Raw genomic sequence first — 25,017 nt, 5'->3', positions numbered from 1 at the left:
TAAAAATATGTATAATTCAAAAATAATCGGACTTGGATATTATGTCCCAGAAAATATTGTTACGAATAACGATTTAAAAGAATTCATGGATACTTCAGATGAATGGATTCAAGAAAGAACAGGGATAAAAGAAAGACGTTGGATTGATCCTAAATCGGGTGATACTACAGCAGTTATGGGAGCAAAAGCATCTAGAATTGCAATTGAAAGAGCGGGTTTAACTAAAGATGATATCGATTTTATTGTGTTTGCAACTTTAAGTCCGGATATGTATTTTCCTGGTGGTGGTGTACAAGTGCAAGAAATGTTAGATATGGGTACAATTCCTGCATTAGATGTACGTAACCAATGTTCTGGTTTTATATATGCAATGTCTGTTGCAGACCAGTTTATAAAAACAGGAATGTATAAAAATATTTTGGTAATTGGAGCTGAAAATCATTCTGGTGGATTAGATAAATCTACAAGAGGAAGAAATATTTCGGTTATTTTTGGTGATGGAGCAGGGGCAGCGGTACTTTCTAGAAGTGAAGAAGCTGGAAAAGGAATTTTATCTACTCATTTACATTCGGAAGGAAAACATGCTAAAGAATTGGTTTTAGAAGGTCCGTCTACAGGAAAATGGGTTCCTGGAATTATTGAAAGAAATGATCCAGATGATGTTTCTTATTTCCCTTATATGAATGGTCAATTTGTGTTTAAACATGCAATAACACGTTTTTCTGAGGCAATTGTAGAGGGGTTAACAGCTAATAAATTAGACAAGGAAGATATTGATATGTTAATTCCGCATCAAGCAAATTTACGTATTGCTCAATTTATACAAAAGAAGTTTAAGTTATCTGATGATCAGGTTTTTAATAATATTCAAAAATATGGAAACACAACTGCAGCTTCTGTAATTATAGCCTTAACAGAAGCTTGGGAAGAAGGTAAAATAAAAGAGAACGACTTAGTTGTTTTAGCAGCTTTTGGTAGTGGTTTTACTTGGGGAAGCGTTATTATTAGATGGTAAGTTTTTCTTTTAGATAATATTAAAAAGATGCTATATTTTGTAGCATCTTTTTTTGTTTAATTTTATTCAGTTACTTTTTAGTTTGCATAATTGGGGTGTTGAACTTCTATAATAAAATACAATATTTGTTTTTTTGTTTCCTTAAATAAATGTGCTCAATTCACTTTGAACTAAATTTTTAATTGTTTATATTGGTGATGTAATTAAATTTTTATAGAAATGAAAAACGTAACTTTAGTTATAGGAGCATCCATAAACCCAAATAGATATTCTAATATTGCTATTAAAAGATTGGTTGATAAAGAAATAAAAGTTGCTGCTTTAGGCTTAAGAAAGGGAACTGTTTTAGTAGTCGTAATTGATGATGAAAAGAAAGCCTATACAAATATAGATACGGTAACTTTGTATTTAAACCCAAAAAGACAAGAACAGTATTATAACTATATAATTGGTTTAAAACCAAGAAGGGTAATATTTAACCCAGGAACAGAAAATATGGAGTTTGTAAAGTTGTTAAACGAGAATAATATTGAGTCTGAAATTGCTTGTACATTAGTTTTATTGAGTACAAATCAATATTAAAAAGTAAACTGAATTAGATTAATTATACCGTAAATGATTTTCCAGGTTCAGCCAATTTTGTGTTTTCAAAAATTTCTTGCGCTTCTTTTTTAAACAAAGAGATGTCTTTATATCTGCCAGAATAATGACCAATAATCAATTCTTTTACGTTTGCTTGTTTTGCAATTTCAGCGGCTTGTTTTGTTGTAGAATGCCTTGTTTTTTTTGCTAAATCTTCTCTATCTTCTAAAAAAGTAGCTTCGTGATATAATAAATCAGCATTTTCTATAATAGGTACAATATCTGGTTTATAGCTAGTATCACTACAAAAAGCAAAACTTAAAGGTTTAGGCGGGTTTAATGTTAATGCTGCATTTGGCACAATTTCACCAGAAGGTAAAGTAACATCTCTACCTGCTTTTATATTTAAATAATCTGCTTTGTCAATTTCTGGATATCCGCTAATATTTAGCATGTTTAATTTTCTCGATTTTTCTTTTTCGGTAAACAAATATCCGTTAGTATACACTCTATGTGTTAAAGGAATAGTACGTACAGAAACTTTATCATCTTCAAAAATGAGTTCACTTTTTTTAGAAGTCAATTCATGAAAAATCATTGTATATTTTGCGTGAGACTGAGAAATTTTTAATTGTAATAAAGTGACTTCTTTAATGCCTTTTGGACCATAAATATGAAGTTCTTTTTCTCTGTTTAAAATACCAAAAGTAGCTAATAGGCCAACCAAACCATAAAAATGATCTCCATGTAAATGAGATATAAAAATATGATTAATCTTAGAAAAACCTACTTTGTATTTTCTCATTTGGCGCTGTGTACCCTCACCACAATCAATTAAAAAATGACGATTGTTAATTTCTAAATATTGAGAAGTAGGAAAAGCGTTTAGTCTTGGTGTTGCAGAATGACAACCTAAAATAGTTAGTGTTATACTCATCTAATAACAAGTCGTTTAGAAATCGTTTTCTCTTTATCTTGAATACTGTAAATATACATTCCTGTAGGTAAATCATTCTTATAAAAAGGAATGCTATTTTTACCAGGTTTTATTAAAATGTTTTTTCTGAATACGGTTTTTCCTAAAACGTTTTTAACCGTAAAGTAGACTGTTGAGTTTGTAGCTGATAAAAAACTAATCTTTGTAGAATTTGTAAAAGGATTTGGAGCAGCAGATAAACCATCAATAGATTTTTCTTGAGAAAAACCTAAAGTAATACTACTTAAAAATAAAATTAAAAGTAATTTTTTTATCATTTGTTTCTTGTTTAAAATCCTAATTCTCTTTCCATAGCCTCCATGTCTAATATATCGATAGCTTCTTGTAAAGTGGGCGTAATATTAAAATTGTCAGGAAAATCGTCTATATTTACATTAGAATTTACTATTACAAATGATGTGCCATTTTCCTTTTTTTGTTCTGCTATTCTCAAAAATAGTGAAAAATCTGTTATTGAAGCGTTAATGTTATCCGAAATTTGAAGAATAATATTAGAGTTTTTATAATCTTCTACAGATTTTAAAAATAATGGAAGTAATTTTCCAAGTAGCTTTTCTTCGGATGTGAAAAGTATATAATTTTCTTGTTTTTCAATTTTCATTTCACTGATTTTTTAAAGCCACTATAAATAGTCTATTTATTTATCTTTTAACTTGTTGCGCTAATAAATAAATAACAGCCATTCTAACCGCAACTCCGTTTTCTACTTGATTTAATATAATAGATTGATCAGAATCTGCAACATCACTTGTAATTTCTACACCACGATTTATTGGCCCTGGATGCATGATTACAATTTTTTTACCAAGGTTGTCTAAAATCTCTTGGTTAATTCCAAAAAGTTGCGTGTATTCTCTAGTTGAAGGAAAATATTTAATATCCATTCTTTCATTTTGAACACGTAAAACATTGGCAACATCACACCATTCTAGTGCTTTTTTTAGGTTGGTTTCTACTTGTACACCTAAACTAGAAATGTATTTAGGTATTAACGTTGTAGGTCCACAAACCTTTACTTCTGCACCTTGTAATTGCAATGCAAATATGTTAGATAAAGCAACTCTAGAGTGTAAGATATCACCTACAATAACAATTTTTTTACCTTTTACATTTCCTAATTTTTCTCTAATAGAGTAAGAGTCTAATAAGGCTTGTGTTGGGTGTTCGTGCGTGCCATCACCAGCATTGATAATTTTAGCATCTACATGTCTAGATAAAAATACTCCTGCACCAACACTTGCGTGTCTCATTACAACAATATCAACTTTCATAGCCAAAATGTTGTTTACGGTATCTATTAAAGTTTCTCCTTTTTTTACTGATGATTGCCCAGCAGAAAAATTAATTACATCTGCAGAAAGTCTTTTTTCCGCCAATTCGAAACTTAACTTTGTACGGGTGCTGTTTTCAAAAAACAAGTTGGCAATAGTAATATCTCTTAAAGAAGGCACTTTTTTAATAGGTCTATTAATTACCTCTTTAAAATGATCTGCAGTTCTAAAAATAAGATCAATATCAGTTGATTTTAGATACTTTATTCCCAATAAATGTTCTACACTTAATTCTGACATAATTATTTTAATTCTATATAAACTGCGTCTTTTTTATGGGTCTCAGCCCAAGTTACCAACACTTTTTCTTTATTAATAGCATCTACTTGCCTACCTCTATAATTAGGCTGAATAGGTAAATGTCTACTAAAACGTCTGTCAATTAATACTAATAACTCTATATTATCTGGTCTTCCGTAAGCTTGCATTGCCGTTAATGCAGCTCTTACACTTCTACCAGAGTACAAAACATCGTCTATAATTACTACATTTTTACCCTCAATAATAAAGTCCATTTCAGTTGCGGTTGCTGCTAAAGGAGCATCTCTTCGTCTAAAATCGTCTCTGTAAAAGGTAATATCTAAAAGCCCTAATTGTAAGCCTTCCACTTGATAAGTAGTTTTTAATAAATCAGCTAATCTTTTAGCTAAAAAACTACCTCTTGGTTGTAGACCAATTAAAACGGTATTAGAAAAATCGTTATGATTTTCGATTAACTGACACGCTAATCGATGTAAAATTATTTCAATATCCTTTGAGTTAAGTAAGGTTTTTTTGCTCATAAGAAAGCTATCAATTTAGCCTGATAGTTATTGAAAATCAAAATTACTGTAAATAAATGTATGTGCAAAATTTATACCTACTAAAATGGCAACACTTCAATGTTAATTAAATTGTTGAAAACAAATCTGTCTAAATACATAGGGCGGTAAGAGTTGTAGTATCTTTAATAAGTAATGTAAAACTCATAGTTATGTCCCTCTTAAAGTTTGAATCGATGCTTAAAACCAATGCGGTTTATTTTTTTGACTTGGTAGAGTTTGAAGAAATAATTGTACATTATTTAGATGCAGGTAAACATGCGTTGGCTAAAAAGGCTGTAAAGCTTGGGTTGCAGCAACACCCTGCTTCTGTAGATTTAAAATTACTACAAGTAGAAATTTATGTTTTTGAAGATGAGTTAGATAAAGCCTCTATGTTGCTAAAGATTATTGAGCGTTTAGAACCCAATAATGATGAGGTTTTTATTCAAAAAGCGACCATTAGTTCTAAAAAAGGAAATCATAAAGGAGCCATAGATTTATTAAAAAAAGCATTAACATTTACAGATGATAAAGTAGATGTTTGGTCTCTTTTAGGGATGGAATATTTGTATTTAGATGATTTTAAAAATGCACGTTTAACGTTTTCTAAATGTGTAAATGTAGATTTTGAAGATTATTCGGCGTTGTATAACGTGGTGTATTGTTTCGATATGGAACAAGATCATGAAGAAGCCATTACATATTTAAATACTTATATAGAAATAAACCCTTATTGTGAAGTTGCTTGGCATCAATTAGGAAGGCAATATTTTATTTTAGAAAACTATGAAAAAGCTTTAACGTCTTTTGATTATGCTGTTATAATTGACGAGTCTTTTATTGGTGGTTATTTAGAAAAAGCAAAAACATTAGAACAGCTAAGGCGTTATAATGAAGCTATTGATAATTATCTAATTACTTTAGAGTTAGATGACGCAACTGCTTTTGTATATACTAGAGTGGGTGAGTGTTATGAAAAATTACTAAATTTTGATAAAGCAATTTCATTTTATAAAAAAGCAGTTCATGAAGATCCTTTGTTAGATAAAGCTTGGGTGCTATTAACTAATTTATATTTTATAGAAGAAAATTATGAAAAGGCAGCATATTATATCTCTAAAGCATTAAAAATTGAAGAAGACAATGCTTTGTATTGGAAGCTTTATGCAGAAATAAACTTAAAACTTAATTTCTATGAAGAAGCAGTAACGGGATTTAAAAAGTGCTTAGCGTTAAATGATGATGCGTTAGTTAACTTTATTGGTTTAACGGATGTTTTGTCTTTCTTGGGCGAATTTAACGATGCAATTAGCATTTTAATTAAAGCACAAAAAAAATATAAAAATACAGCTGAAATAGAATATCGATTAGCAGGTTTGTTTTTTCTTTTGGATAAGGAAAAGTATGGTTACAATCATTTAATTGCAGCTTTAAAAATAGATTACAATTACAACATTGTTTTAAAAGAATTGTATCCTATTGTTTATGATAATAAAAAAGTGCAAAAGCTTTTAAATAATTACAAAAAAGCGATGGAGTAGTGCTTGTAGAATGAATTAAAAACTTCTTTTTATATAAAAAAAACCTCACAAATTTGTGAGGTTTTTACTGTTTGATCAATAAGTTTTATTGAATCTATTTCTTTATTGGTTGCACTTTATCAACAATTAATCTAGATTCTCTATTGGCAACTTCCCAAGCAGTGTGAAATACCAAACGTGTTCTTTTTGCTAATAAATCATATTCAATTTTGTCTGGTGTATCAGAAGGTTTATGGTAATCATCATGTGTTCCGTTAAAATAAAAGATAACAGGTATATTGTGTTTTGCAAAGTTATAATGATCAGATCTGTAGTAAAAACGATTTGGATCATTTTCATCATTATACTTATAATCTAAATTAATGTTGGTGTATTTTGTATTTGCATTTTCAGAAATCTGATGAAGCTCTGTACTTAACTTATCAGCACCAATTAAATACACGTAATTAGAATCGATAGTATGTGCTTTATCAACTCTACCAATCATATCAATATTTAAATCGCATACTGTATTGGCTAATGGAAAAACAGGGTTTTCTGTGTAGTATTTAGATCCGAGTAATCCTTTTTCTTCTCCTGTAACATGTAAAAATAATACAGATCTTTTTGGTCCTTTACCTGCTTTTACTGCTTTTTGAAACGCTTCTGCAATTTCTAAAATAGCCATAGAACCAGAGCCATCATCATCTGCACCATTATAAATTTCACCATTTTTTATACCTTCATGATCTAAATGTGCAGAAATAACAACAATTTCATCTGGCTTTTCAGTTCCTTTAATATACGCTAAAACATTTTCAGAATCTTTTAATTGACCGCGTCTAGAGTTTTTGTTTAAAAATTCTACAGAAACTTCCTGATAATAATCATCGCCTCCTAATGGAGATGCAATTCCTTGACTTACATAAAAATCTTTTAAATACTTAATGGCTTTTTTTTGTCCAGGTTCTCCTGTATTTCTTCCTTCAAATTCATCCGAAGCAAAAATGTACAAATGTGTTTTTAAGTTTTCTGCTGTAATTGTTGCGGCATATTTTGCCGAATAATCTGTGTTTTTATCTTCTTTAGATGCATTTTGACTAGAGCTACACGCTATAAAAAATAAAAGACTAAAAGAATAAAGTAATTTTTTCATTGAATTGGTTAAGTAAATATTAAAAAATAAGTGATTTTAAATTTAAAAAAAAGATGATCAAAATTAACTTTTGTTAATTACAAATTGTTGTAACGTTTTGTTAAAATTAACCAATTCTTTCGGAAATAAAGTATCAAAAGCATTGGCTGCTATTAATTCTGCAGGAGTGCCAGCGTGAAACGTGTTTTCTGTTAAAAGGATAATTTCATCTGCCAATTGAATGGACAAATTAATTTCGTGTGATGAAATAATAACTGTTTTTTGAGTTTCTGCTACAAGTCGTTTTAATAACGAAAATATTTTAATGGTATGATGCATGTCTAAATGCGCAGTAGGTTCATCTAAAATAATAATCTCTGTATCTTGCGCAAGTGCTCTTGCAATAAGAACTCTTTGTAGTTGACCATCACTTAATTCGTAAAAACGATTGTTTTTAAGGTGTTCAATTTCTGTTTGTTGAATCGCAGTTTCTACCTTTGCAATGTCTTTGGGAGAAAGTTTGTCAATCCAGTTTGTGTATGGTTGCCTACCTAGGGCAATTAGCTCGTAAACCGTTAATTGACTTTCTGGCAAACGTTCTGTTAAAACCAAACTTAATTGTGTAGACAATTCTTTTTCTGTAAGTGTTTTTAGTTTTTTCTGATGGATAAAGATATCACCAGAAATAGGTTTTTGTACTTTAGAAAGCGTTCTTAATAATGTAGATTTTCCGATTCCGTTTTTACCTAAAACGGTTACTAGTTTTCCTTTTTCAATTTCTAAATTAATATCAGACGCTACAACTTTGGCGTTCTTTTTTTGCTGATAACCTATAGATAGATTTTCAGTTCTTAAAATGATATTTTCGTTTGTTTTTTTAATGACGTAATTTTTTAATTTAGTTTCAAAGTTTTGCTTGTTAGCCTTACTGCTTTGTTACTCATTTTTACTTTGCTACTTCTTATTATTACTCTACACACTTTAAACAAATAACCTCTTTTTTCTAATTAACAACCAAATAACTATAGGTGCACCAAATAAGGATGTAATTGCATTTATAGGAAGCGTAAACTCGCTTGTTGGTAATTGCGCAATCATATCGCAAATTAACAAAACAATAGCGCCTATAAGGGCAACAGCTGGTAATAATGTTTTATGATTAGAACTAGAAAATAACATTCTTGCAATGTGCGGAACCGCTAATCCCACAAAGGCAATTGGTCCAGAAAAAGCGGTGATTACTCCGGTTAAAATACTAGTAATTAGTAAAATAATGTTCCTACTTTTTTTTACGTTAATTCCTAAGCTTTTTGCATAATTTTCTCCTAATAAAAAACTGTTTAATGGTTTTATAACGGAAATTGTTCCTAAAATTCCGATGGAATAAATAATAACAAAAACGGTAATCTCATTCCAAGTTAAATTACCCAAACTTCCAAAACTCCAAAACAGGTATTGTTGTATTTGAGCAGCTTCACTAAAGTAAGCTAAAACACTAATCACTGCAGAGGTTAAAGAACCAAACATTAGCCCAATAATTAAAATGGACATGGTGTTTTTTACTCGATTAGCCGCTATAATAACTGCGGATAAAACTAAAAAAGCACCTAAACTAGCTGCAATAGGTAAAGACCAGTTAGATATAGATGCATTTAAAAAAAAGCCACCAAAGACAGATGACCCTAAAATTAAAATAGCAACTCCTAAACTTGCTCCAGAAGAAATACCTAAAACAAAAGGACCTGCTAAAGGGTTTTTAAATAATGTTTGCATTAATAAACCACAAATAGACAAGCCAGAACCTACTAAAATAGCTGTAATTGCTTTCGGAATTCTAAAATTGATAATTATTGTTTCCCAACTATCTTTAGTAACATTTCCTCCAATAATGCTATTAAAAATATCTTTAAAAGGGATAGAAACAGATCCTAAGCTGACGTTTAAGAAAAAGAAAAACAGCAGTAAAATAGATAAAAATATAAAGTGTTTTCTGTACGTTTTTTTTTCCATTGATAAATGTCAGGTTGATGGCTATCGAAACCTATTTAAAACCTCTCAATTAATTTTAGGAGACCAGTTTAAGATTTATAATTTGATAAAAAGTTTACTAATTTATCTATAGCAATTCCTCTGTGCGAAATTTTGTTTTTTTGTTCAGAACTCATTTCAGCAAAAGAAACTTCAAAACCTTCTGGTTTAAATATAGGGTCATACCCAAATCCTTTTTCACCATGTTTTTTTTTAAATATTTCACCTTTACAAGTGCCTTCAAAAATAAATTGTTCGTTATTTAGATTAAGTGCAACTGCCGTTCTAAATTGTGCTTTTCTATTGGTTTTATCTTTTAGATCTTCTAAAAGTTTTTGCATATTGTTATCAGAGTTGGAAGGTTCTCCAGCAAAACGAGCAGAATAAACACCTGGTTTTCCATCTAAACTTTCTACTTCTAGGCCTGTATCATCAGCAAAACAATTAAAACCAAATTTAGAGGTAATATAATCTGCTTTTAATTTAGCATTTCCTTGCAAAGTTGTTTCGGTTTCTTCAATTTCATCAAAACAATTAATGTCTTTTAAGCTCAATAATTGTATTGAGTCTGGTAACATTTTTTGAACCTCAGCAAGCTTGTTTAGATTGTTGGTAGCGAAAACTAATTTCATCTGTTTCATTTTAGCAAATGTAAGAAATTTAACAGTGTAATTTTAAAGAGTTCTGCTATTGTAAACTTATCATTAATGAAAGTTCTTTTGTAAGATTCTTTTTTTAGAACTATAAAACTAAAGATGTAAAATAAAGTTTTTATGTAGTTAATGACTTTATAGCTTGTCAACATGTGTTTATGTGAAAATTAAAAGAAACTATTTTACTATTTCCCCAAATTCATAAAAAATTACTTTTTATATTTTCTATAAACACAAAATTAAGTTGACAAGTATATTTACTGTACGTTGTTTTTTATTTATGTCAAACTTAAAAAAATAAATAAAGCAAACTTCGTTTAAAAGTTTAAAGAGTCGTTATTTTAGCTAAATCAGTAAGAATTTTAGCAAATCAGTAATAAAAGACAAAGAAGATTAGTTAATTTTTTGTAGTTTTGATAAACTAAATTCCCTCTAAATAGTTTGATAGAAGCCTTCTTATTTTTATTTACAGGCATTATTGGGCTTGTTACGGTTAGCTTAATGATTAGATCTTATAATTCTAATCCCTTTTGTAATCTTTTTTTAGTGCTTATTATAAGTGTAATTTCCTTTCGTTATTTTTTTCATGGTAGTTATGATTTAGGTTTGCAAGCCGTTTTAAAACCAGATAGTGGTTTGTATTCTTTGTTGTTTTTAATTCTTGCACCTTCTTTATATTTATATTATAAGCATTTAGTAAACCAGAAAAAAGCGTACGATTCTAAAGATTTAAAGCATCTTTTTTTTATAATATTTTTGTATCTCATTAATTCAATTGAAGTTTTACACAATAGCTTTCTGTTTTACTTTGGAGCTATGACTAATTTTTATTTAATCTCAATTTTTGTAATATTTTATCTTGTAATTATTTTTAATTTATTAAAAAAAGAAGTATGGTTTAGAAAGAACTTGCTTTTAAATAAACATCATTTTAACTTGGTTAAAAATTGGACCATTTACTTTTTTGTAATTAATATACTTTGTAGTATTATGGTTTTTATTTCTTTATACACAGAGTTTAAAACAGGAGAAAAAGTTTCAGGAAAGACAATGGCAGTTTTTTCAATGATTTTTTGGTTATCAGCTTTTTTTAAAATTTTAATTTCGCCAGAAATATTATACGGACTTCCTATATTAAATAAAACCTTGTTAAAATTTAATGAAACGCCAATAAATAAGAAAGAGCGTGTAACTCTAGTTAATAATGTTGTTGGTAATAACTGGGTTATAGAAGTCGCTATTAAAGAAGACAGTCAAGATCATAGATTACAAGAGAATATAAGAACCAATATTGTAAGTTATATTAAGGAGGTTGATAAATTAAGTACTGAAAAATTTATTTTTCGAAGTCAAAAAGTTTCTCAGAGTGATATTGCAGAAACTTTAGGAGTTCCTACAAGTCATATAGTGTATTTGTTTAAATATCATTCTAAAATTTCTTTTACAGAATATAGAAAAAATAGTAGAATCCAAGATGCTCTTAAACTTATAGAAGGTGGTTTTTTAAATACAGAAACCTTTGAGTCTTTAGCTTATAAAACGGGTTTTGCGTCTTACAATCCTTTTTTTATTGCTTTTAAAAGTATTACAACGTATTCTCCACAAGATTATAATAAAGTAAAGAAAGAGTAAAATAGAGTTTACTCATGATGGTAAGGCTCATTCTTAAGAATTGTAAAACCTCTATACAATTGTTCTACAATAAAAAGGCGAATCATTTGGTGAGAAAAAGTCATTTTAGAAAGAGATATTTTTCCAATTGATTTTTTATAAACCGCATCAGAAAAACCATAAGGACCTCCAATAACCAAAACTAATTGCTTTGTACCAGCATTCATTTTCTTTTGTAAGTACTTAGAAAACTCTATAGAAGTATAGTGTTTCCCTTTATCATCTAACAACACCAATTGATCTGTGTTTTGTAGTTTAGATAAAATTAATTCTCCTTCTTTTTCTTTTTGTTGAATTTCGCTTAAATTCTTTACATTTTTAATGTCAGGAATAATCTCTAACTCAAACTTTATGTAATGTTTTAATCTATTTTGATATTCGTCAATTAACTGAATTAACTGTTTGTTATCAGTTTTACCAATGGCAAGTAATTTAATTTTCATAGTTCAAAATTACGAATTATCAATGTATAATTATGAATTAATTAGCGTAATTGATAATTAGTAATTCATAATTAAATTGTTATTTTTACATCAGAATTCAATAATTATGATATCAAAAGAACAATTTCAAAACGAGTTAGATTTAATTATAAAAAATGCCATTAGAGAAGATATTGGCGATGGAGATCATACGTCACTTTCTTGTATTCCTGCGGATGCAGAAGGGAAAGCAAAATTATTGGTAAAAGAAGATGGAATTATAGCTGGAGTAGAATTTGCAAAACAAGTTTTTAGCTATGTTGATAAAGATTTACAAGTAGAAACGTTTATTAATGATGGAGAGGATGTAAAATATGGAGATATTGTTTTTCATGTTTCCGGAAAATCTCAATCGATTTTAATGGCAGAGCGTTTGGTGTTAAATGCTATGCAAAGAATGTCTGCAATTGCAACAAAAACAGCCTTTTTTGCAAACTTATTAAAAGGCACAAAAACAAAGGTTTTAGATACAAGAAAAACAACTCCAGGAATTAGAGCAATCGAAAAATGGGCTGTAAAAATAGGAGGAGGAGAAAACCACCGTTTTGCGTTGTATGATATGGTAATGATAAAAGACAATCATATAGATTTTGCTGGCGGAATTACAGCTGCAATAACAAAAACAAAGAAATATTTAGCCGATAAAAAATTAGATATTAAGATTATTGTAGAGGCAAGAAGTTTAGAAGAAATTAAAGAAATTTTATCTAACGAAGGCGTTTATAGAATTCTAATAGACAACTTTAATTATGAAGATACTAAAAAAGCAGTTGCTTTAATTGGTGATACTTGTTTAACAGAGTCTTCTGGCGGAATTAATGAAGAAACGATTAGAAAATATGCAGAATGTGGTGTAGATTTTATTTCTTCTGGGGCATTAACACATTCGGTTTATAATTTAGATTTAAGTTTAAAAGCAATAGACTAATAAGGATGAAAAAATATATAACAATAGCTGCCTCTTTATTACTTGTAATTTCTTGCAATACTAAAGAAGCTAAAAAAGAAAATAATATGGATATCTCTAAAAATCCTCTATTAGTGCAAAGTACACTAGAATATGGTACGCCAGATTTCTCTAAAATTAAAGCAAAACATTTTTTACCAGCTATTTTAGAAGGGATGAAATTGCAAAATGAAGCAATTGAAAAAATCACTCAGAATACTGACGCTCCAACTTTTGAAAATACGATTTTAGCTTTAGAAGAAAGTAGCAAAAAGTTAGATGCAGTAACTGCTGTTTTTTCTGGATTGGCAGGTGCACATACAAATGATACAATAAAAGCAAATCAAAAAGAATTAGCTCCAAAATTTTCTAAACATTCTGATGATATTTTGTTAAACACAAAGTTGTTTGCGAAAATTAAAACGGTTTATAATAATTTGTCAACAGCTAATTTAGATGCAGAATCAGAACACTTAGTAAAAGAATATTTTAAAGATTTTACCAAAGCAGGTGCAAATTTATCCGAAGAAAAAAAGGAGAAATTAAAAGAGATTAATTCAGAAATAGCGAGTTTGTCTAATGATTTTGGAAAGAAACTATTAGATGCTAGTAAAAAAGGTGGTATTGTAATTTCTGACAAAGCACAATTAAAAGGTTTTTCTGAAGAAAAAATAGCTTCTTTAGAAAAAGATGGTAAATATGAAATTCAGTTAATTAATACAACGCAACAACCTTCTTTACAAACGTTAGAAAATAGAGAAGTTAGAAAACAATTGTTCGAAAAATCGATTCATAGGGCTGATGCTGGGGATTATGATACTAGTGATTTAGTAAAGAAAATGGTGCTGTTAAGAGCTCAAAAAGCACAAATTTTAGGCTTTGATAATTATGCAAGCTGGAGTTTACAAGGTACCATGGCATCAAATCCAGAAACGGTTTTTAATATGTTTAAAAACTTAATTCCGGGTTCTTTAGAAAAAGCAAACTCAGAAATTAAAGAGATTCAGGCAGAAATAAATAAAGAAGGAAAAGACTTTAAATTGGCTGCTTATGATTGGAATCATTATGCAGAAAAAGTGCGTAAATCTAAATATAACTTAAATGAAGATGAGGTAAAACCTTATTTTGAAATGACCAATGTGTTAGAAAAAGGTGTTTTCTACGCAGCTACAAAATTATACGGAATTACCTTTAAAAAACGTACAGACATACCAACATATCACCCAGATGTTGTGGTATACGAGTTGTTTGAAGAAGATGGAAGTAAATTAGGATTATTTTTTGGAGATTACTTTGCAAGAGATAGCAAACGTGGTGGTGCGTGGATGAGTAGTTTTGTAAAACAATCTAAATTACGTAACCAAAAACCTGTAATTTATAATGTTTGTAATTCTACAAAACCAGCAGCAGGAGAGCCTGTTTTAATTAGTTTTGATGAAGTAGAAACGATGTTTCATGAATTTGGACATGCATTACACGGTTTTTTCGGAAATCAAAAATATGCTTCTATTTCAGGAACAAGTACCGCTAGAGATTTTGTAGAATTTCCGTCTCAGTTTAATGAAAACTGGTCTACGCATCCAGAAATTTTAAATAATTATGCAATTCATTACAAAACAGGAAAAGTAATTCCTGCAGAATTATTGCAAAAAATTAAAGATGCTGGTACTTTTAACCAAGGGTATTCTATGATAGAAAACTTGTGTTCTTCTAGTTTAGATATGAAATGGCATACAATTTCTGTAAATGATAAAATTGAAGATGTTGCTAAGTTTGAAGCAGAAGCATTAAAAAGCATGAACTTAAATGTAAATGAAATTCCACCAAGATATCGTTCAACTTACTTTGCACATATCTTTAGTGGAGGTTATTCTGCAGGGTATTATTCTTATTTATGGACAGAAATGTTAAGTCACGATGCCTATGATTGGTTTAAAGACAATGGTTTATTAACAAGAGAAAACGGACAAAAATTTCGTGATCAAGTTTTATCAAAAGGAAATACAATGGATTATGCAGAAATGTATAAAACCTTTGCAGGTAGAAATCCAGAAGCAGCACCAATGTTAAAAGCTAGAGGATTAAAATAGAGGTTTACATGAAACAATTTTTAAAAATTTTAGTCATTGCTTGTCTTATTTTTTCAGCTTGTAAAAGCAATGAAGTAAAAGATATTACAGGTGTTTATCAGGGCGAATTTCCTTGTGGAGATTGTACCGGAATTGATAATAAAATGACGTTGAATACGGATAGTACTTTTGTATTAGAAAAAGTTTACAAAGGGAAAGGTAACGGAACTATTTTTAAGGAGTCAGGGAAATATACAGTTACAGAAGGACAATTAGTTTTAGATTTAAAAGCGTCTCCTTTTAAGTATAAAATTGACGAAAACTATATAGAATTACTAGATATTGATGGAAATATAATTAAAAGTGATTTAAATTATAAATTGATAAAACAAGAGTAATTTATAAATGACGGACAATTATTTTGATAGCGAGGAATACACAAAAATTGATTTTACGGACACAAAAATTCAAAAAGGAGAATATGATAATTGTACGTTTTTAAATTGTAATTTCGAGGGAATTCATGCATCAAATATTCAGTTTGTAGAATGTGAATTTGTAGATTGCAATTTTAGTAATACGATTGTAGATCATACTGCTTTTAAAGATGTAAGTTTTAGTAACTGTAAAATGATAGGCATAAAATTTAATGGATGTGATCCTTTTTTATTACAGTTTAATTTTAAGGAATGTCAATTAAGTTTTGCTAGTTTTTATCAACTAAAAATACCAAAAACAAAATTTAAAGATTGTAACTTACAAGAAGTAGATTTTACAGAAAGTATGTTAACAAATGCTGTTTTTGATAATTGCGATTTTAAAGGGGCTGTTTTTGGCAGAACTAATATAGAAAAGTCAGATTTTAGAACTGCATATAATTTTAATATCAACCCAGAAAAAAATCAATTAAAAGGCGCAAAGTTTAGTAAGGAAAATATTGTAGGTCTTTTATCAGAATATAAAATTGTGGTTGAATAAATTATCAAGAGAAATAGAACAAATGTTATTAAGTATTATTAGAAGTATAAAAACACAAAGGAACTAATTTAAAGTTTTAACCTTTGTAACTTATAAAACTGTAAATCGCTACAAATTTGTTCCTTTGAAACTAAATTAATGACAAAAGAAATAGAAGACAAACTCGAAAAAATACCAATTGTAAATCTCTTGGTAAAGTTTGGGAAGAAAATAAAAGTTCCGGGTTTAGAGGGGATGTCTTTGTATGATGTTATAGAAATGTACATTATTGGTATTGTAAAAGGGGCTTTAACCACGAGAGCAGGCGGAATTGCATTCAGCTTTTTTATGGCAGTTTTTCCTTTTATGCTATTTATTCTTACATTAATTCCATACATTCCAATAGAAGGTTTTCAAGAAGGGTTATTTTCATTTATAAAAGAAATTTTACCACCACAAACATTTGAGGCTGTAGATGTTGTGTTAAAGGATATTATAAATAACCAATATGGAGGTTTGCTTTCTTTTGGTTTTTTACTGTCTATCTTTTTAATGACAAATGGGGTAAATGCTATTTTTGGTGGTTTTGAACATTCATATCATATAACCGATGTTAGAAATGTTTTTAGAGCTTATTTCATTTCACTGGGAGTTTCTCTATTAATGTCATTCTTTTTAATTGTTACCATTACCACTCTAATTTTATATCAAGTAGCACTGTCTAAAATAGACGAAACAGGTTGGTTAGATACGGGTGATTTAGATCTTTTTCTTTTGGGTAAAAACGCCGTTTTCTTAGTAATGATTTTTACTATTGTTTCTTTGCTTTTTAGGTATGGTACAAAGCAAGGTAAAGAAACAAAATTCTTTTCTGCAGGTGCAATTTTAACTACAGTTGTGTCTTTATGTACGTTTTATTTATTCGGTATTTATGTAGTAAAATTTGCACAATACAATCAATTATATGGTTCTATTGGTACGCTTTTAATATTGATGTTGTTTGTGTGGTTAAATGCAATTATCTTATTGTTAGGATTTGAGTTAAATGCTGCTATTTACGCTTTAAGATTCAGAAATAAAATTGATTCTATTTTATAACATTTCTAAGTTTTTCACGATATTTGCGCTCGCTAAAAGCGATTATCATTTAACAATTATCAGTGATCTGGTTTATTGATAAGTGATAAATGAACATTGATAACTGATTTATATGAAACCAAGCATACCAAAAGGAACCAGAGATTTTTCGCCAACAGAAGTAGCAAATCGTACCTATATCATGAATACGATTAAAACTAGTTTTGAAACATTTGGATTTCAACCTATTGAAACTCCAAGTTTTGAAAATTCATCTACCTTAATGGGTAAATATGGAGAAGAAGGAGATCGTTTAATTTTTAAGATTTTAAATTCTGGTGATTTTTTAAAGAAAGCAGATGCTACACTTTTATCAGAAAAAAACAGTTTAAAAGTTACAACTCAAATATCAGAAAAAGCGTTGCGTTACGATTTAACAGTGCCTTTTGCACGTTACGTTGTACAACATCAAAATGAAATTACATTTCCTTTTAAAAGATATCAAGTACAACCAGTTTGGAGAGCAGATAGACCACAAAAAGGACGTTTTAGAGAGTTTTTTCAATGTGATGCAGATGTTGTTGGAAGTAAATCTTTATGGCAAGAAGTAGAGTTTATTCAGTTGTATGATACCGTTTTTACAAAGTTAGATTTAGCAGGAACAACGATTAAAATTAATAATAGAAAAATACTTTCTGGAATTGCAGAAGTTATAGGAGCACAAGATAAATTAATCGATTTTACAGTAGCTTTAGATAAGTTAGATAAAATAGGTAAAGACGGTGTTGTTAAAGAAATGTTGTCTAAAGGAATTACAGAAGATGCCATAGAAAAAGTAGAACCTTTGTTCGATTTTACGGGTTCTAATTTAGATAAGTTAGCTTCTTTAGAAAGCATGTTATCAACTTCAGATGAAGGAACAAGTGGAGTAGAAGAGTTGCGTTTTGTAATTAATTCTATTGAACAATTAGGTTTAGAAACAGCTGCTTTAGAAGTAGATGTAACTTTAGCAAGAGGATTAAATTATTACACAGGTGCAATTTTTGAAGTTGCGGCTCCAGAAGGTGTAAAGATGGGGTCTATTGGAGGTGGTGGAAGATATGATGACTTAACAGGTATCTTTGGATTAAAAGATGTTTCTGGGGTTGGAGTGTCATTCGGATTGGATAGAATTTATTTAGTTTTAGAAGAATTAGGCCTGTTTAAAGCTGTTGATTTGCCAAAACCAAAAGTAATTTTCTTAAATTTTGAAACCTCTACAGAGGTTGCAAAAATGAAAGCAATTAAAGTTTTGAGAGATAATGGTATAAAATCAGAATTTTATCCTGATTTAGGAGAAAGTAATAAGGCGCAAAAACGACAATGGAAATACGTAACTTCTAGAGAAATAGAATTTGTAGTGTCTAACGTAGAAAATGATGCTTTTACGTTAAAAAATATGATTTCTGGAGAACAAACAGATTGTACTCTAATAGATTTGATTACTAAGCTAAAAGCGTAATAAATTATAGTTTTATAATTTTTATTGATTCGTAAATTAAAATAATACGTTGCAAACACGTAAATTTGCACTTTAATAAAGAATGAAATGTTTGAATTAAGCAGCAAAATGAATGACGAAAGAATAGAAGAAATAGGAGAGGATCATGTTGGTACATCAGCCAAAACTCCATTAAGAGCAGATGCTTTTGATATTTCTGACGAAGAAAAAATTGAAAGAATCCAAGAAAGTGTAAAAGATATTTTAATCACTTTAGGAATGGATTTAACAGATGATAGTTTACAAGGAACTCCAAAAAGAGTTGCTAAATCTTTTGTAAATGAGATATTTATGGGATTAGATCCTAAAAATATGCCTAAAGCATCTACGTTTGACAATAATTACAATTATGGTGAAATGTTGGTAGAGCGAAATATCGTTGTATATTCTACTTGCGAACATCATTTATTGCCAATTATTGGTAGAGCACACGTTGCTTATATTTCTGATGGGAAGGTGATTGGGCTCTCTAAAATGAACAGAATTGTAGAATATTTTTCTAAAAGACCTCAGGTTCAAGAACGTTTAACCATGCAAATTGTACAAGCAATGCAAGAAGCTTTAGGTGTAGAAGATGTAGCTTGTGTTATTGATGCAAAACATTTGTGTGTAAATTCTAGAGGAATTAAAGATATAGAAAGTTCTACAGTTACTGCAGAATTTGGTGGTAAATTTAAAGAAAAAGAAACTAAAAGAGAGTTTTTAGACTATCTTAAAATGGGGACAAAATTTGAGTAGATTCCGTTTTTCTAAATTTAAAAACTTAAAATAAAAAAAACCGTTTAGAATTTCTAAACGGTTTTTTTTAATATGTGCATTATGTGTGTTTTGGTATTCTAATTTACCAACACCCATTCTCCTTTTGCTATTAAAGGAATAGCCTGTTTATATTTTACACCTTTTTCTTCTCCACTGATTACGTTTTTAATGGTAACATGCTCGTTTCTACCAATTTTAGGTTGATCACGAGTTATTGTTTCAATAGGTTCAGATTGTTGTGGTTTAGAATTTTCTATGGCTTGTTCTGTAGAATTTTGAACATCTGCTTTAGAAGTATTTAAACTTACTCTTTTTTGTTGACGAGCTTCAGATATTTGATTTCTGTCTTGCTCAGGCAACTCGCCTTTAAACAAGAAAGACAATACTTCTTTGTTTATTTCATCAACGGTTGTTTTAAATAATTCAAAAGCTTCAAACTTATAGATTAATAAAGGATCTTTTTGCTCATAAGACGCATTCTGAACAGATTGTTTTAAATCATCCATTTTACGTAAATGATCTTTCCAGTTTTCATCAATAATTGCTAAAGTGATGTTTTTTTCGAAATCTGTAATTAAGCTTTTTCCTTCACTATCATAAGCTTCTTTTAAGTTGGTTACAACTTGTAAAGATTTTGTGCCATCTGTAAAAGGAACTACAATACGCTCGTATCTATCACCTTCGTTTTCAAAAACATCTTTAATTACAGGAAATGCTAAAACGGCATTTCTTTCAATTTTGTTTTTGTAATGTTCAGTTACAATATCGTATAATTTATCTGCTAATTCACTTTCGGAAAGTTTCTCAAACTCATCTTTTGAAAAAGGAGATGTCATTGAAGAGAATTTGATCAATTCAAATTCGAAATTATGAAAATCTTTGGCCGCTTTATTTGTATTAATAATAGACTCACAAGTGTCAAAAATCATATTTGCAATATCTACTTGCAAACGTTTACCATCTAATGCATGACGTCTTCTTTGGTATACAAACTCACGTTGAGCATTCATGATATCATCATACTCTAATAATCGTTTACGAATACCGAAGTTGTTTTCTTCTACTTTCTTTTGTGCTCTTTCAATAGATTTGCTAATCATAGAATGCTGAATTACTTCACCTTCTTTTAAGCCCATTCTATCCATCATTTTTGCAATTCTATCAGAACCAAAAAGACGCATTAAATTGTCATCTAAAGCAACATAAAATTGAGTTGACCCAACATCACCTTGTCTACCTGCACGTCCACGTAATTGTCTGTCTACACGTCTAGAGTCATGTCTTTCTGTACCAATAATAGCTAAACCACCAGCGCCTTTTACTTCTTTGGTTAATTTAATATCTGTACCACGCCCTGCCATGTTTGTTGCAATTGTAACTACACCAGGTTTACCTGCTTCTGCAACTACGTCTGCTTCTCGTTTGTGTAATTTTGCATTTAAAATATTATGAGGAATTTTACGCATTTGTAACATTCGACCTAATAATTCTGAGATTTCTACAGAAGTTGTACCTACTAAAACAGGTCTATTTTGTTCAACTAACTTTACAATATCTTCTATTACTGCATTGTATTTTTCACGTGCAGTTTTGTAAATTAAATCTTCTTTATCATCTCTTTGAATTGGTTTGTTTGTAGGGATTTCTACAACATCTAATTTGTAGATTTCCCATAACTCACCAGCTTCTGTAATTGCAGTACCTGTCATACCAGACAGTTTTCTGTACATTCTAAAGTAATTCTGTAAAGTTACCGTAGCAAATGTTTGCGTAGCATCTTCTATTTTTACATTTTCTTTTGCTTCAATTGCTTGGTGTAATCCGTCTGAATAACGACGACCGTCCATAATACGACCTGTTTGTTCATCAACAATCATTACTTTATTTTCCATTACAACATACTCTACATCTTTTTCAAAAACAGTGTATGCTTTTAAAAGTTGATTCATGGTATGGATACGCTCACTTTTTATGCTAAAGTCTTTGTATAACTCTTCTTTTTGAGTGATTTTTTCTTCCTTGCTGATGTCAGAATTGTCAATCTCACCAATTTTTACACCAATATCGGGTAGTACAAAAAAGTTATCATTATCTGTTTTCTTTGATAAATCTGCAATCCCTTTATCTGTTAAATCAATTTGATTATTTTTTTCTTCAACAACAAACCATAGATCTTCATCTACTTGTGGCATTAATTTGTTGTTATCTTGCATATAATAGTTTTCTGTTTTCTGCAAGATTTGTTTATTACCTTCTTGTGATAAAAACTTTATTAAGGCTTTGTTTTTAGGCAAACCTCTGTACACTCTTAATAATAAAAATCCACCATCCTTATCGTTTCCTTCTGCAATTAATTTTTTTGCTTCTGCAAATACACCTACTAAATGTTGTTTTTGTAAAGTAACTAAATCAGAAACTAAAGGTTTTAAATCGTTAAATTCATGTCTGTCTCCTTGTGGTACTGGTCCAGAAATAATTAACGGAGTTCTAGCGTCATCAATTAAAACAGAATCTACTTCATCAATAATAGCATAATTTGGTGCACGTTGCACTAAATCATCTTTAGAGCTAGCCATATTATCACGTAAATAATCGAAACCAAATTCGTTATTTGTACCGTATGTAATGTCTGCGTTGTAAGCTTTTCTACGTGCATCAGAATTTGGTTGATGGTAATCTATACAATCTGTTGTAAAACCATGAAACTCAAAAATAGGTGCCATCCACGCTTTATCACGTTTTGCTAAATAATCATTTACAGTAACTAAATGAACTCCATTTCCTGTTAATGCATTTAAATATACTGGTAAGGTAGAAACTAAAGTTTTTCCTTCTCCTGTCATCATTTCTGCAATTTTACCTTGATGTAAAACAGAGCCACCAATTAATTGAACATCGTAATGAACCATGTCCCAAGTAACAGGTTTACCCGCTGCATCCCAAGAATTAGCCCAAATTGCTTTGTCATTATCTAAAGTTACATTATCTCTTTCTGCAGATAATTCTCTATCAAAAGGAGTTGCAGTTACTTCTATTTCTTTATTTTCTACGAAACGTTTTGCTGTTTCTTTAACTATTGCAAAAGCTTCTGGCATTATCTGAACCAAAGTCTCTTCAGAAACTTTATAAGCATCATCTTTTAAAGTATCTATTTGTGTATAAATATCTTCTTGACGGTCTATATTTGCTGTTTTAGCTTCTTTTTCTAATTCAGTAATTTTATCATCAAATTCTTTGGTAGCTGATTTTATTCGCTCTTTAAATTCTATAGTTTTTGCCCTTAAATCATCATTAGAAAGTTTAGAGAACTCTATTTCGAATTTTTTGACATCTTCAACAATTGGTTGTAAAATTTTTAAATCTTTTTCTTGTTTATCACCAACAAAAAGTTTGATTACTGAATTTAAAATATTCATTATTATGTTATTTTTAGTTAAATTAATAACTACATTATAGTTCCGTATTCGGTTTTTTTAAACCTTTAAAAATAGTTTTCTAGATTAGGAGAAAACAAAAAAAAAGCCTCTTTAGAGACTTTTTAAATTTTATTATTATGTTTAGTATTCATCCTCGTTCCAAAGATAATCATCTTCGGTTGGGTAATCTGGCCAAATTTCAACAATTGAATCATACGCGTCACCTTCATCTTCTATGTCTTGTAGGTTTTCTACTACTTCTAAAGGAGATCCGGTTCTAATAGCGTAATCTATTAATTCGTCTTTGGTTGCTGGCCAAGGCGCATCTGCTAAATAAGATGCTAATTCTAATGTCCAATACATTTCTTAATGTTTAATTTTGTGCAAAAATAATTTTTTTACTGAATTATACAAGTCTTTTTTAAGAAATATATAGAGAAGTTGTTTTATTATTTTGTTAATAACTTAAAACGAATGTTTTAAGGGGTAAATAAAATATAAAATTTCTTCTTGTCGATAAAAAAAAGAACGTATTTATTTTTTTTCAGGAATCCATTTAATTTCGGCTACTGATAAGTCTTTAGACAACTTTCGTGCCAACGTAAAAAGGTAGTCAGAAAGGCGGTTTAAGTATTTTAGTATGTCATCATTAATATTTTCCTCGTCATTTAATGCTACAGCTAAACGTTCTGCTCTCCTACAAATACACCTTGCTATATGACAAAATGACACAGATTGATGTCCTCCTGGAAGAATAAAATGGGTCATTTGAGGAAGCTCTAAATCCATTTTATCTATTTCTTCTTCTAAAAAAAGAATAGAAGCTTCGTCTATTTTAGGAATATTAAGCCTTTCTTTTCCGTTTTTTAACGTTTCTTTCTCAGGTGGAGTAGCCAACATTGCTCCCAGAGTAAATAACTCATTTTGAATTTTTAATAAAGTCTCTTTAATTGATAAACTTATATCTTGATCTTTTATTAAACCAATGTAAGAATTAAGTTCATCTATATCTCCGTAACTCTCTATTCGTAAATTGTATTTTTTTACTCTAGTTCCTCCAAAAAGGGCAGTTGTGCCTGCATCACCAGTTTTTGTATATATTTTCATTTTAATTGTGTTGCAAATTTTTTATAGTAACAAAGTTACAAAGTTTGTGAGCTGTAGCATTTATAATTAACACGATTTAACAGTTGTGTAAAAAAAGATATAAAGAATCTTTTATATTCTTATTTTAAAATGTTCTTTTTCCTGTTCTTTTCTAAAGAAAACAATTCCCCAGTAAAAAACATCTACTGTAACTGTAACTTTGCTATGGTTTTTAATTTGGGTCCATGCTTCTTTCATTTCTTCACTCCAATAAATATCATCAAAAACCCAAATTGAATTATTATTTATGGTACTTAAACAAGTTTCAAAATAATGTAAAGTGTCTTTTTTTGTGTGATTTCCGTCAAAATAGATACAATCTAATTTTTGATTTTCAATTGCTAAGGGTAACGTTTCTTTAAAATCTCCTGTAATTACACTTATGTCTTTATAATTATTTGTAGAAAATAACTGATTAGCAACATTACTTGTTTCAGGACAACCTTCTAATGTTGTAATCTTAGATTCTTTGTTTCCTATTTTAATTGCAGATGTACCTAAACCTAAAGATGTACCAATTTCTAAAACGGTTTTAGGTTTAAAATATTGAATTAAACGGATTAATAACTTTGCTTTTTTGTTTGATAAACCAGCTATTTTAGCAATTTTAGAAACTTGACGATCATTATTTTTAAAAATTTTAGATCCTGCACCAAAATCTGTGACTTTTATGTGGGTTTTGTTGTCTAATAATTGTTGCTTCGTTTCAGAAAATAATTTAATGAAAGCGGTGTCTGTTTTTTTGTAAAAACATTTGGTTATTAAATCATACACAAAAGGAGAGTGCACTCCATGTTGATTGGACGATTTTGCAAGAAATTTTAAGTATTCTGTTATCAAATGTTTAATTTTTTATATAAAAAAACGAAAGTAAAATAAAATTATAGTAA

General features: G+C 29.5%; 25 protein-coding genes. 11 read left to right on the top strand and 14 right to left on the bottom strand.

The genetic code is table 11. The features are described from left to right. The first annotated feature begins 7 nt into the window (after window positions 1-7). Complete coding sequence (locus tag GQR92_RS07450) at window positions 8-1,015, top strand: 3-oxoacyl-ACP synthase III family protein (RefSeq protein WP_158838507.1); 1,008 nt, start codon at window positions 8-10, stop codon at window positions 1,013-1,015. 219 nt (window positions 1,016-1,234) lie between these two features. Next, a complete protein-coding gene (locus GQR92_RS07445; RefSeq protein ID WP_158838506.1) occupies window positions 1,235-1,597 on the top strand; it encodes a CoA-binding protein in 363 nt (120 codons plus the stop codon). A gap of 22 nt (window positions 1,598-1,619) precedes the next feature. Here the strand turns inward: GQR92_RS07445 and GQR92_RS07440 are convergent, their stop codons facing one another. The 5 genes from GQR92_RS07440 to pyrR are packed head-to-tail and all read right to left on the bottom strand — an operon-like array spanning window position 1,620 to window position 4,707. After that, window positions 1,620-2,534 carry a ribonuclease Z gene (locus tag GQR92_RS07440; RefSeq protein ID WP_158838505.1) on the bottom strand — a complete coding sequence of 305 codons (915 nt, stop codon included), beginning with the start codon at window positions 2,532-2,534 and terminating at the stop codon, window positions 1,620-1,622. After that, window positions 2,531-2,851 (bottom strand): T9SS type A sorting domain-containing protein, encoded by a 321-nt coding sequence (locus GQR92_RS07435; protein ID WP_158838504.1) that lies wholly within the window; start codon window positions 2,849-2,851, stop codon window positions 2,531-2,533. The genes GQR92_RS07440 and GQR92_RS07435 overlap by 4 nt, the downstream gene beginning before the upstream one ends. 11 nt (window positions 2,852-2,862) lie before the next feature. Next, entirely contained in the window at window positions 2,863-3,195 is a 333-nt protein-coding gene (locus GQR92_RS07430) for a hypothetical protein (RefSeq protein WP_158838503.1), read from the bottom strand. A 40-nt stretch (window positions 3,196-3,235) separates the two neighbouring features. After that, on the bottom strand, window positions 3,236-4,165 hold the full coding sequence (locus tag GQR92_RS07425; protein WP_158838502.1) for an aspartate carbamoyltransferase catalytic subunit: 930 nt from the start codon (window positions 4,163-4,165) through the stop codon (window positions 3,236-3,238). 2 nt (window positions 4,166-4,167) lie between these two features. Continuing rightward, a complete protein-coding gene (gene pyrR, locus GQR92_RS07420) occupies window positions 4,168-4,707 on the bottom strand; it encodes a bifunctional pyr operon transcriptional regulator/uracil phosphoribosyltransferase PyrR (protein WP_158838501.1) in 540 nt (179 codons plus the stop codon). Between the two features lie 191 nt (window positions 4,708-4,898). Here pyrR and GQR92_RS07415 point away from each other — a divergent pair, with 191 nt between their 5' ends. After that, window positions 4,899-6,269: a tetratricopeptide repeat protein gene (locus GQR92_RS07415; protein ID WP_158838500.1), complete on the top strand. Its 1,371-nt coding sequence runs from the start codon at window positions 4,899-4,901 to the stop codon at window positions 6,267-6,269. Between the two features lie 94 nt (window positions 6,270-6,363). Here GQR92_RS07415 and GQR92_RS07410 read toward each other — a convergent pair whose 3' ends face one another. The 4 genes from GQR92_RS07410 to GQR92_RS07395 form a co-directional block, all read right to left on the bottom strand. Continuing rightward, window positions 6,364-7,404 (bottom strand): M28 family metallopeptidase, encoded by a 1,041-nt coding sequence (locus GQR92_RS07410; protein ID WP_158838499.1) that lies wholly within the window; start codon window positions 7,402-7,404, stop codon window positions 6,364-6,366. 63 nt (window positions 7,405-7,467) lie between these two features. Continuing rightward, complete coding sequence (locus GQR92_RS07405; protein ID WP_368074179.1) at window positions 7,468-8,172, bottom strand: ABC transporter ATP-binding protein; 705 nt, start codon at window positions 8,170-8,172, stop codon at window positions 7,468-7,470. A gap of 192 nt (window positions 8,173-8,364) precedes the next feature. Beyond that, window positions 8,365-9,393 carry a FecCD family ABC transporter permease gene (locus GQR92_RS07400; RefSeq protein ID WP_158838498.1) on the bottom strand — a complete coding sequence of 343 codons (1,029 nt, stop codon included), beginning with the start codon at window positions 9,391-9,393 and terminating at the stop codon, window positions 8,365-8,367. Window positions 9,394-9,461: 68 nt separating this feature from the next. Continuing rightward, a complete protein-coding gene (locus tag GQR92_RS07395) occupies window positions 9,462-10,043 on the bottom strand; it encodes a non-canonical purine NTP diphosphatase (RefSeq protein WP_158838497.1) in 582 nt (193 codons plus the stop codon). A gap of 567 nt (window positions 10,044-10,610) precedes the next feature. Between GQR92_RS07395 and GQR92_RS07390 the strand changes: the two genes are divergently transcribed. Further along, window positions 10,611-11,696: a helix-turn-helix domain-containing protein gene (locus GQR92_RS07390; protein ID WP_233270054.1), complete on the top strand. Its 1,086-nt coding sequence runs from the start codon at window positions 10,611-10,613 to the stop codon at window positions 11,694-11,696. Window positions 11,697-11,704: 8 nt separating this feature from the next. Here the strand turns inward: GQR92_RS07390 and rlmH are convergent, their stop codons facing one another. Beyond that, window positions 11,705-12,178, bottom strand: coding sequence for a 23S rRNA (pseudouridine(1915)-N(3))-methyltransferase RlmH (gene rlmH, locus GQR92_RS07385; RefSeq protein WP_158838495.1), 474 nt, complete (start codon window positions 12,176-12,178; stop codon window positions 11,705-11,707). Between the two features lie 106 nt (window positions 12,179-12,284). Between rlmH and nadC the strand changes: the two genes are divergently transcribed. The 7 genes from nadC (at window position 12,285) to folE (ending at window position 19,544) form a co-directional block, all read left to right on the top strand. Continuing rightward, window positions 12,285-13,145, top strand: coding sequence for a carboxylating nicotinate-nucleotide diphosphorylase (gene nadC / locus GQR92_RS07380; RefSeq protein WP_158838494.1), 861 nt, complete (start codon window positions 12,285-12,287; stop codon window positions 13,143-13,145). Between the two features lie 5 nt (window positions 13,146-13,150). Next, window positions 13,151-15,253 (top strand): M3 family metallopeptidase, encoded by a 2,103-nt coding sequence (locus GQR92_RS07375; protein ID WP_158838493.1) that lies wholly within the window; start codon window positions 13,151-13,153, stop codon window positions 15,251-15,253. 8 nt (window positions 15,254-15,261) lie between these two features. Further along, on the top strand, window positions 15,262-15,630 hold the full coding sequence (locus GQR92_RS07370; RefSeq protein WP_158838492.1) for a copper resistance protein NlpE: 369 nt from the start codon (window positions 15,262-15,264) through the stop codon (window positions 15,628-15,630). Between the two features lie 7 nt (window positions 15,631-15,637). Continuing rightward, window positions 15,638-16,210, top strand: coding sequence for a pentapeptide repeat-containing protein (locus GQR92_RS07365; protein ID WP_158838491.1), 573 nt, complete (start codon window positions 15,638-15,640; stop codon window positions 16,208-16,210). Between the two features lie 138 nt (window positions 16,211-16,348). Next, window positions 16,349-17,287 carry a YihY/virulence factor BrkB family protein gene (locus GQR92_RS07360; protein WP_158838490.1) on the top strand — a complete coding sequence of 313 codons (939 nt, stop codon included), beginning with the start codon at window positions 16,349-16,351 and terminating at the stop codon, window positions 17,285-17,287. Window positions 17,288-17,399: 112 nt separating this feature from the next. Next, complete coding sequence (gene hisS / locus GQR92_RS07355) at window positions 17,400-18,767, top strand: histidine--tRNA ligase (protein WP_158838489.1); 1,368 nt, start codon at window positions 17,400-17,402, stop codon at window positions 18,765-18,767. A 108-nt stretch (window positions 18,768-18,875) separates the two neighbouring features. Beyond that, entirely contained in the window at window positions 18,876-19,544 is a 669-nt protein-coding gene (gene folE, locus GQR92_RS07350; RefSeq protein WP_441339141.1) for a GTP cyclohydrolase I FolE, read from the top strand. 98 nt (window positions 19,545-19,642) lie between these two features. Here folE and secA read toward each other — a convergent pair whose 3' ends face one another. The 4 genes from secA to GQR92_RS07330 form a co-directional block, all read right to left on the bottom strand. After that, window positions 19,643-22,981: a preprotein translocase subunit SecA gene (gene secA / locus GQR92_RS07345; protein WP_158838487.1), complete on the bottom strand. Its 3,339-nt coding sequence runs from the start codon at window positions 22,979-22,981 to the stop codon at window positions 19,643-19,645. A gap of 141 nt (window positions 22,982-23,122) precedes the next feature. Then, on the bottom strand, window positions 23,123-23,344 hold the full coding sequence (locus GQR92_RS07340; RefSeq protein WP_065318236.1) for a DUF2795 domain-containing protein: 222 nt from the start codon (window positions 23,342-23,344) through the stop codon (window positions 23,123-23,125). Window positions 23,345-23,515: 171 nt separating this feature from the next. Further along, the gene (locus GQR92_RS07335; protein WP_158838486.1) at window positions 23,516-24,088 is read right to left on the bottom strand and encodes a cob(I)yrinic acid a,c-diamide adenosyltransferase; all 573 of its coding nucleotides are present in this window, start codon (window positions 24,086-24,088) and stop codon (window positions 23,516-23,518) included. 111 nt (window positions 24,089-24,199) lie between these two features. Beyond that, window positions 24,200-24,967 carry an O-methyltransferase gene (locus GQR92_RS07330; protein ID WP_368074174.1) on the bottom strand — a complete coding sequence of 256 codons (768 nt, stop codon included), beginning with the start codon at window positions 24,965-24,967 and terminating at the stop codon, window positions 24,200-24,202. Between the last annotated feature and the right edge of the window lie 50 nt (window positions 24,968-25,017).

Origin of the sequence: Polaribacter sp. L3A8 (assembly GCF_009796785.1) — a bacterium.
GTDB lineage: Bacteria > Bacteroidota > Bacteroidia > Flavobacteriales > Flavobacteriaceae > Polaribacter.
The sequence above is the reverse complement of the archived record's forward strand: the minus strand, read 5'-3'. Positions and strand labels throughout refer to the sequence as shown.

Bases quoted from the DNA above. Each gene is read 5' to 3' on its own strand.
- GQR92_RS07450 (WP_158838507.1), top strand. From the start codon at position 8: ATGTATAATTCAAAAATAATCGGACTTGGATATTATGTCCCAGAAAAT.
- GQR92_RS07445 (WP_158838506.1), top strand. From the start codon at position 1,235: ATGAAAAACGTAACTTTAGTTATAGGAGCATCCATAAACCCAAATAGA.
- GQR92_RS07440 (WP_158838505.1), bottom strand. From the start codon at position 2,534: ATGAGTATAACACTAACTATTTTAGGTTGTCATTCTGCAACACCAAGA.
- GQR92_RS07435 (WP_158838504.1), bottom strand. From the start codon at position 2,851: ATGATAAAAAAATTACTTTTAATTTTATTTTTAAGTAGTATTACTTTA.
- GQR92_RS07430 (WP_158838503.1), bottom strand. From the start codon at position 3,195: ATGAAAATTGAAAAACAAGAAAATTATATACTTTTCACATCCGAAGAA.
- GQR92_RS07425 (WP_158838502.1), bottom strand. From the start codon at position 4,165: ATGTCAGAATTAAGTGTAGAACATTTATTGGGAATAAAGTATCTAAAA.
- pyrR (WP_158838501.1), bottom strand. From the start codon at position 4,707: ATGAGCAAAAAAACCTTACTTAACTCAAAGGATATTGAAATAATTTTA.
- GQR92_RS07415 (WP_158838500.1), top strand. From the start codon at position 4,899: ATGTCCCTCTTAAAGTTTGAATCGATGCTTAAAACCAATGCGGTTTAT.
- GQR92_RS07410 (WP_158838499.1), bottom strand. From the start codon at position 7,404: ATGAAAAAATTACTTTATTCTTTTAGTCTTTTATTTTTTATAGCGTGT.
- GQR92_RS07400 (WP_158838498.1), bottom strand. From the start codon at position 9,393: ATGGAAAAAAAAACGTACAGAAAACACTTTATATTTTTATCTATTTTA.
- GQR92_RS07395 (WP_158838497.1), bottom strand. From the start codon at position 10,043: ATGAAATTAGTTTTCGCTACCAACAATCTAAACAAGCTTGCTGAGGTT.
- rlmH (WP_158838495.1), bottom strand. From the start codon at position 12,178: ATGAAAATTAAATTACTTGCCATTGGTAAAACTGATAACAAACAGTTA.
- nadC (WP_158838494.1), top strand. From the start codon at position 12,285: ATGATATCAAAAGAACAATTTCAAAACGAGTTAGATTTAATTATAAAA.
- GQR92_RS07375 (WP_158838493.1), top strand. From the start codon at position 13,151: ATGAAAAAATATATAACAATAGCTGCCTCTTTATTACTTGTAATTTCT.
- GQR92_RS07370 (WP_158838492.1), top strand. From the start codon at position 15,262: ATGAAACAATTTTTAAAAATTTTAGTCATTGCTTGTCTTATTTTTTCA.
- GQR92_RS07365 (WP_158838491.1), top strand. From the start codon at position 15,638: ATGACGGACAATTATTTTGATAGCGAGGAATACACAAAAATTGATTTT.
- GQR92_RS07360 (WP_158838490.1), top strand. From the start codon at position 16,349: ATGACAAAAGAAATAGAAGACAAACTCGAAAAAATACCAATTGTAAAT.
- hisS (WP_158838489.1), top strand. From the start codon at position 17,400: ATGAAACCAAGCATACCAAAAGGAACCAGAGATTTTTCGCCAACAGAA.
- folE (WP_441339141.1), top strand. From the start codon at position 18,876: ATGAATGACGAAAGAATAGAAGAAATAGGAGAGGATCATGTTGGTACA.
- secA (WP_158838487.1), bottom strand. From the start codon at position 22,981: ATGAATATTTTAAATTCAGTAATCAAACTTTTTGTTGGTGATAAACAA.
- GQR92_RS07340 (WP_065318236.1), bottom strand. From the start codon at position 23,344: ATGTATTGGACATTAGAATTAGCATCTTATTTAGCAGATGCGCCTTGG.
- GQR92_RS07335 (WP_158838486.1), bottom strand. From the start codon at position 24,088: ATGAAAATATATACAAAAACTGGTGATGCAGGCACAACTGCCCTTTTT.